Source organism: Paenibacillus sp. BSR1-1, assembly GCF_030403775.1.
GTDB lineage: Bacteria > Bacillota > Bacilli > Bacillales > Cytobacillaceae > Neobacillus.
This window is the reverse complement of sequence record NZ_JAQMWQ010000041.1, coordinates 21,213-27,990: the sequence shown is the minus strand read 5'-3', so window position 1 is coordinate 27,990 and position 6,778 is coordinate 21,213. Positions and strand designations below refer to the sequence as shown.

The 6,778-nt window shown below is 41.0% G+C and carries 5 protein-coding genes; all 5 read left to right on the top strand.

What is annotated here, in order from left to right; genetic code table 11:
- Window positions 1-209: 209 nt before the first annotated feature.
- The 5 genes from argC to PH210_RS29410 all read left to right on the top strand — a co-directional run bounded on the left by argC (window position 210) and on the right by PH210_RS29410 (window position 6,713).
- Complete coding sequence (argC, locus tag PH210_RS29430; protein WP_289990264.1) at window positions 210-1,244, top strand: N-acetyl-gamma-glutamyl-phosphate reductase; 1,035 nt, start codon at window positions 210-212, stop codon at window positions 1,242-1,244.
- A gap of 68 nt (window positions 1,245-1,312) precedes the next feature.
- Window positions 1,313-2,542 (top strand): bifunctional ornithine acetyltransferase/N-acetylglutamate synthase, encoded by a 1,230-nt coding sequence (gene argJ, locus PH210_RS29425; protein WP_289990262.1) that lies wholly within the window; start codon window positions 1,313-1,315, stop codon window positions 2,540-2,542.
- A gap of 17 nt (window positions 2,543-2,559) precedes the next feature.
- Window positions 2,560-3,333, top strand: a complete 774-nt coding sequence (argB, locus tag PH210_RS29420) for an acetylglutamate kinase (protein WP_289990260.1) — start codon at window positions 2,560-2,562, stop codon at window positions 3,331-3,333.
- A complete protein-coding gene (gene argD, locus PH210_RS29415; protein ID WP_289990258.1) occupies window positions 3,330-4,508 on the top strand; it encodes an acetylornithine transaminase in 1,179 nt (392 codons plus the stop codon). Before argB ends, argD begins: the two co-directional genes overlap by 4 nt.
- 372 nt (window positions 4,509-4,880) lie before the next feature.
- Window positions 4,881-6,713: a hypothetical protein gene (locus PH210_RS29410; protein WP_289990256.1), complete on the top strand. Its 1,833-nt coding sequence runs from the start codon at window positions 4,881-4,883 to the stop codon at window positions 6,711-6,713.
- Window positions 6,714-6,778 lie beyond the last annotated feature (65 nt).

Below are 6,778 nucleotides of genomic sequence, written 5' to 3'. Positions count from 1 at the left end.
ATTTAAAGACCCCCTTTCACGATATTTTGCTTGTTACTAGTGTAATAATTAAGCATTTTCGTGTCCAACGGATTAAGGGGTCCTAAAAGAATTCGACCACTTTATCAGCGAATCTATCTACTTTATCAGCGGATTTTTCGATTTTATCAGCGAATCAAAAAGGCAGCCATCTTTTAGAACAGTGATTGACCAGTTCGGGGAGGATCGTAATGAATGTATCTATAATCGGCACTACTGGATATGGCGGCGGTGAACTCTTTCGCATTTTACATCACCACCCTGTTTTTCGTATTCAATCCGTGCATACGACAAGAGAAGAGATTCCATTAGACCAAGAGTTTCCACATCTGAATGGAATTACAAACTTAAAACTTGAGCATATCGATACGGAAGAAATAGCGAAGCATTCGGATATCGTTTTTATTGCCGCTCCTTCAGGTGTATCCAGTAAGCTTGTTCCAGCCTTCGCGGAAACAGGAATTCAAATTATCGACTTATCCGGGGACCTCCGGCTTACTGATGGCGAAGTGTATAGAAAGTGGTATAAACACGAACCTGTTGATAGCCGTTTATTAGAAAAAGCCGTTTATGGGTTGAGCGAATGGAATAAAGAAAAAATAATGGATGCCAAATTAATCGCGAATCCTGGCTGTTATCCAACAGCCACGCTTTTGGGTCTTGCACCAGTGGTAAAAGAGAGACTGATTACCCCTGATATGATCATCATCGATGCAAAATCCGGCGCCTCTGGAGCGGGAAGATCTGTAACTAAAAGTCTATTATTCTCGGAAATCAATGAAAATTTCCGAATTTATAAGGTAAATGAGCATCAGCATATTCCTGAAATCCAACAGCAGTTGAATCTTTGGGATGCAGAAGTTGCACCAATTACTTTCAACACCCATTTGCTGCCAATCATAAGAGGAATCATGGCTACCATCTATGTAAAACTATCTGAAAATATGGATACCGATAGACTCATTGAATTATATAAAGAACACTATTTACAACATCCGTTTGTAAGGATCAGGCAGAAAGGGAAATTCCCATCAGTAAAGGAAGTTTCCGGATCCAATTATTGTGATATTGGTTTGCATGTTGACGAGAGAACTGGCAGGTTAACCATCGTTTCTGTCATCGATAATCTCATGAAGGGAGCTGCAAGCCAGGCAGTTCAAAATGCCAATTTAATGAATGGGTTAAATGAAAAAATGGGATTAGAGTTTGTTCCCTTGTATCCTTAAGGAGCCCGGAATTTTTAATGTAAAAGCATAACCTTTAACTTCAACTCATACAAAATGGAGGATTTGGAATGCAAACACTGTTACAGGATAAAATCGTTGAAATTGAGAATGGGAATATATTGTCACCACAAGGCTTTACAGTAGCAGGAGTCCATGCCGGCCTCCGTTTTGCTAAAAAGGACTTAGGGGTTATTATTAGTGAAATTCCGGCTTCAGCTGCAGCAGTTTATACCACAAATCAATTCCAAGCCGCTCCTTTAATAGTAACTCGAGAAAGCATTGAGAATGAAGGTATCTTACAGGCTATTGTTGTAAACAGTGCATGTGCCAATGCTTGTACTGGAGTAAGAGGTTACAAGGATGCATTAAAAATGCGCTCCTTAACATCTGAAAAGTTCAACCTGAAAGAAACGTATGTAGCAGTTGCTTCGACAGGTGTCATTGGTCAGTTCTTGGAAATGGATAAAATCGAAAACGGCATTCAATTATTATCACCAGGCAATGAAAGCAGTGATGCAATAGACTTTCAAACTGCTATTCTCACAACCGATATCGTGAGGAAAAGCTGCGGTTACTCAAGCACCATTGATGGCAAAACCATTACAATTGGCGGAGCGGCCAAAGGCTCGGGCATGATTCATCCAAATATGGCTACCATGCTTGGTTTCTTAACGACCGATGCCGCTATCTCGCCTGGTCATTTATCGACAGCCTTAAAACAGGTAACCAACTTTACATTTAACCAAATTACCGTGGACGGAGATACGTCTACCAACGATATGGTTCTCGTAATGGCGAATGGGCTGGCAGAGAATGATCCGTTAACTCCTGAGCATCCTGAATGGGAGACATTTGTTGAGCTTTTAACAAAGGCTTGTGAAAATTTAGCCAAGCAAATTGCCACGGATGGTGAGGGAGCTACAAAGTTAGTGGAGGTTGAGGTATTAGGGGCAAGGGATCCTGAGGAAGCAAGATTTGTTGCCAAACAAATTGTTGGGTCAAATTTAGTCAAAACAGCCATATTTGGGGCAGATGCCAACTGGGGACGGATTATTGGCGCAATTGGACAGACAAAAGCAGCGATTAACCCTTATACAGTCGATATTGCTATCGGCCCGATCCAGATGCTGGAAAATAGTGTACCATGTATGTTTTCAGAGGACGAAGCGCGCGATTATTTGAATCAGCCATTTATTAAGATTTTGGTTGATCTGCATGTGGGGAAAGGAACCGGTAAAGCCTGGGGCTGTGACCTTTCCTATGACTATATCAAAATCAATGCCAGCTATCGTACGTAAGGGCCGGTGAATTGGAGATGCGATATATTGTTATCAAATGCGGCGGCAGTGTTTTGGACGAATTGAACTCCTCCTTTTTCACAAGTATTTCCGAATTGCAGAACCTCGGGTTTCAACTTGTCTTCGTCCATGGCGGCGGTCCAGATATTAATAAAATGCTCGAATTATTCAAGGTAGAACCTCAATTTGTAAATGGGCTGCGTAAAACGGATGAGCAGACATTAAAAATTGCTGAAATTGTACTATCAGGCCTTACGAACAGAAAGCTGGTGGAAATGCTCCAACAGTACAACTTCAATGCAATCGGCATCCATGGAAGCGATGGATATTGTTTACAAGCTGATTATATAAATCTGGAAGAGCTTGGGTATGTTGGCGAAATCATTAAGGTGAATACACAAATCCTTCATCTTGCCATGAATGGAAACTACATTCCAGTCGTTACCCCAATCGGCATTGCTGAAGACGGACAAAAGCTTAATATTAATGCAGACTATGCGGCAGTTGAAGTGGCGAAGACCCTTCGGGCTGAACAATGCCTTTTTGTTACCGATGTGGATGGCGTTTTCATTGCCGGCTCGCTTGCAAGCAGCCTTTCCATGCAAGATGTCAATGCATATATTGAAAAAGGTGAAATTAGCGGCGGGATGATTCCGAAAGTTCAATCAGCGCTTAATGCTGTAGAAACCGGCGTTGAAAGCGTCATGATTGTTTCCGGTAAAAAAGCATTTTTTGAAAATGGAAAATGGAACGGTACGAAAATTTTTCAAAAGGAGCCGATTACAAAATGAGTCACTTATTCCCTACCTATTCACGCTGGGAGATTGAACCTGAAATTACCGGCGGCAGTATGATGATAGATAAAAATGGAAAAAGTTATCTTGATTTCACTTCAGGGATAGGGGTCTGTAATCTTGGACACCGCCCCAAAAATGTTGAAGAAGCCGTACTTAAACAGCTCAATCAATATTGGCACGTTTCGAATCTATTCCAAAGCAGCACCCAAGAGACAGCCGCAAAAATGCTTGCTGAAGCTTCCGGGCTTGATCGGGTTTTCTTTGCCAATAGCGGGGCCGAAGCAAACGAAGCAGCGATTAAGCTGGCACGTAAAGCTACAGGAAAAACGAAAATCATCACCTTTAAAGATTCCTTTCACGGACGCACCTTTGCAGCAATGTCAGCAACTGGCCAAGATAAAATAAAGCACGGTTTTGGGCCCATGCTCGAAACATTTGTGTATGTTCCATACAATGATATCGAAGCCATAAAAAAAGAAATTGGAAATGATGCTGCTGCAGTTATGATTGAGGTCATACAGGGTGAAGGCGGCATCCATGTTGGGAATAAGGAATTTTTACTAGTTGTCCAAGAGCTTTGTAAACAGTACGGTGCACTTTTTATCATTGATGAAATCCAAACAGGAATTGGCCGAACTGGGAAACCCTTCGCCTTCCAGCACTTTGGCCTAGACCCAGATCTCATTGCATCAGCGAAAGGATTAGGAAGCGGATTTCCTATCGGGGCTGTAATTGGGAAGGAAAAACTTGCACCATATTTTGGTGAGGGAAGCCACGGCTCAACCTTCGGCGGAAACCCAGTCTCGATAGCAGCAGCTATTGCTACGATGGAGACCATATTTAAAAAGGAATTTTTAGATGAAGTAGTTGATAAAAGTGATTTTTTCTTTAGACAGTTACATAATCTAAAACACTTAAGCATAATCCGGGAGATAAGAGGACTTGGGCTGATGGCCGGAATCGAATGCACAGTACCCGTAACGGCACTATTAGCCAAGCTTCGAAATATGGGGCTTCTCGCATTGCCAGCCGGAGAGAAAGTCATTCGGTTATTACCACCGCTTACTGTATCAATGGCAGTATTGGAAAATGGAGTTAACATCATTAAAGAAATTCTTGAAACAGAAACACGCATCCATAATGAAGTTGAAAGGTTAGTAAAATATTAATAAGCCCCTAAATTCATATGACCCGAAATATCATTTCGGGGTCCTTTTTTTGTATTAATGGACGGGGGTTTCTTGTTGGCCCCCTCCCCATCTCCTAAGGGCTGTTCAAACAAAAAAGAGGATTTTATATTTGAAATATCAATTATTATGTGTTAAATTAATTTAATAAAAACTTTAATTTAAAGAATATTCATACTATTAAACAAACCATCTCTCCTTGCAATTTAACTTTCCTCAGTTCACCTGGTAACTTTAGCTGAAGCGCCATCTCTTCTTTGTCTGATCGATGCATTTGTTTTTCACCTATTAAGTCATTCTCATTATTGCCAATACGATACTGTAAAGGAAATTTTTTGGAAAGGAAATGGACATATGGGACTTTTTCTATTTACTTCAGAGAATTCTTTTCAAAAAGCTCTTAAACAGCTATCGCAAACTTCTGCCTTAAATAAAAGTTTATTTCAACAAGCCGTTCTTGGAGAAGCAGCTGCCCTTCTCACAGAACCGAATGGAATAGCCAAGATGTATAAATATGCGCATCTCTTTGATGAAGCTGGGCTGTTTGCCGGAAAGCCATGGGAGAATGTCCGCAAGCTCAATCCCGTTCTTGTTAGAGGCACCCTCCATGCTGGTGGTAATGCTTCAGCAGCCGAGGCATTAAGCGAACTTAGAATTCTCGCCATTGCCAGAGGTGACTATGTGCATCCAGAAATGTCGGCGCAAGAAGCTGCTGAATTTTTAACGAAGGTTATGGCTTTAAACTTGGATCTGCTGTTATTGAAGGAGACCGAAGAAAATCGAGTCATGCAGCTTCACAAGGATCAACAAGCGTCCGAAATTTTAAGATTTATCTCAGACCACTGTTTTTCGCCGCTTGTTTTTCAAAGCCTATATCAGGAAATCGATAATCTTGCCGTCCAAAGACCTATTGTTACAAACAAAATCCTGAAATTGATTGCCAGCGCTAAAAGATTAGCCAGCTCCGTTGATCAAGCAGACTCAAGCCTATTTCATTACGAAAATGCCGTATATTCTCCCGCTGATTTGGCGGCAGCATCAACTATTAAAAATTATGAAAATAAACTGAAGTCCAGTAATGATTTATTACTAATCCGGGAAGCCAGCCAGCTGCGGGCTTCCATGAACCAAACCGGGCTTGTTTCTCCGTTCCACGCGTTATTTTTAACCTATATAAATAAAGAAAAAACCGATTTGCTTCAGAGTATACTGTGTGTGGACAATACATCCAGGGAAAACCTGCGTTTGAATCTGCCAGTTATTTCTTCTCTCATCCATTCTGCCATTACAATCAAAACAAGAAGAAGCATTTATGGTTTATTACGCCTTCTACAAAGAGATATATTTACGAGTGAATTCATCAGTGAAATCGAAAGGCTTTTACAAGTGCCTCTTCATGATAAGATTAAAAACACGCTTAAAGCCGTTCATAAAATAACAGATAAAGATAAACTTCGTTCCCTCCTAGTTTCGGAAGTCATAAGCATTTTAGGGCAGCCGCTGGGGATTGGCCAAGGGTTTAACCCGACATGCCAATCGACAAGAGCCCTCAGCTATTGGTCACAAAAAGAGCCTGTCATGCTGCTCAAAATGTTTAATGATTTTTTGGAAAAGGGAAAAATCACCATAAATTTCGAGGAAAGAAGCATTTCTTCTGATACACTCCCGCACATTTATCTGAGTGACCAGGACAATATTGATACTGTATCATTACTCTTAATTCCACATCTTGATTCTATCTATTTTGAGATGTTAAAGGCTGCCCAAGGACGCGAGTGTGATCCCCATAAATGGATCAATCCCTCTTTTCATTTAAAAGGAATATGGACAGAGTTTTCAGATGCATTCAGTGACCTAGAGTTTAAAGCCAAATTCCGCCAGCACTATCACCCATCAAACAATCCAAACGTCAATGATGGCCTCCCTCAGCCAGCCGGTATTACAATTTACAACCAATCTGGTCAAGCGCTTGGAGCTCATGCAATACTTATTCAAAGAGTGAAGCCAGACTCAAAGGGCTGTATTCGCGTTTATTTTTACAACCCGAATAATGACAGTCTTCAAGTGTGGGCAAACTCCATTAGAACAAGCGTTACCGGTAATGGTGAATATGAAGGTGAATCATCCCTACCATTTGATGACTTCCTGCACTGCTTATATGCTTTTCATTTTCCAAAGCAGGATTGATGGATTTTAATAATAATCGAGCATCTTCCGATAGAGAAGATGCTTATTTCTGTTTCAGAAGCGCC